This is a genomic window from Psychrobacter cibarius, assembly GCF_904845955.1.
Lineage (GTDB): Bacteria > Pseudomonadota > Gammaproteobacteria > Pseudomonadales > Moraxellaceae > Psychrobacter > Psychrobacter cibarius_B.
Genome location: NZ_CAJGYX010000032.1, coordinates 1 through 1,112 on the forward strand (window position 1 = coordinate 1; position 1,112 = coordinate 1,112).

The window sequence follows — 1,112 nt, forward strand, 5'->3', positions numbered from 1 at the left end:
GCTCAAAAGTACTATGTGAAAACTTGGTACGTCGTTGCCCACCAGAAGAGCTAACAGCTGCTTTAAAACAACATATTGAGGGCAAACAAGATTTAGATTTTCCTTGGTACCCTGCCCGCGTGGTTTGTCATGACATCTTAGGTCAGACCGCGTTTGTCGATTTGGCAGGTCTACGTGATGCCATCGCTGAGCAAGGTGGCGATCCGTCTAAAGTGAATCCAATCGTGCCAACGCAATTAATTGTTGACCATTCACTAGCCGTTGAACATGCCGGCTTTGAGGAAAACGCTTTTGAGAAAAACCGTGCTATCGAAGAGCGCCGTAACGATGATCGCTTTCACTTTATCAATTGGTGCCAGTATGCCTTTGATAATGTCAACGTCGTACCGCCCGGTAACGGCATCATGCATCAGATCAATCTAGAAAAAATGTCGCCTGTCGTCCAAGTCGTCCAAAACAAAGCCGGTGAACAAGTAGCCTTTGCCGATACTTTAGTCGGTACAGATAGCCATACGCCTATGGTCGATGCGCTTGGCGTTATCTCTATCGGTGTTGGCGGATTGGAAGCTGAGAGCGTTATGCTAGGCAACCCGTCTTATATGCGCCTACCAGATTACGTTGGTGTTAAATTAACTGGCAAGTTGCAAAAAGGCATTACTGGTACGGATCTCGTACTTGCGATGACTGAGTTTTTACGTGATGCAGGCGTTGTCTCTACCTATATTGAATTCTTTGGTGAAGGTGCACGTCAGCTGAGTGTTGGTGACCGTGCTTCTATCTCCAACATGACGCCTGAGTATGGCGCAACTGCTGCCATGTTCTATATCGATGAGCAAACCATCGATTACTTACGCCTAACTGGTCGTAGTGAAGATCAGATTAAACTGGTTGAGCAGTATGCCAAGCAAGTGGGTTTATGGGCTGATGGCATGGAAAAGGCCGAATACGCACGTGTACTTGAATTTGATTTATCTGCGGTCGTGCGCAATCTGGCAGGCCCATCTCGCCCGCATGCACGTGTATCGACAACTGATTTGGTTGCAAAAGGTATCGCTCATGGCGCTGATGAGAAGCTACCAGAACCAAAAGATGGTCTCATGCCAGATGGTGCG

At 47.6% G+C, this 1,112-nt stretch carries 1 protein-coding gene; it reads left to right on the forward strand.

Going from position 1 to position 1,112, the window contains the following annotated elements:
* The coding region (locus tag JMV76_RS14630) for an aconitase family protein (RefSeq protein ID WP_265090323.1) at window positions 1-1,112 on the forward strand (1,112 nt) is incomplete at both ends.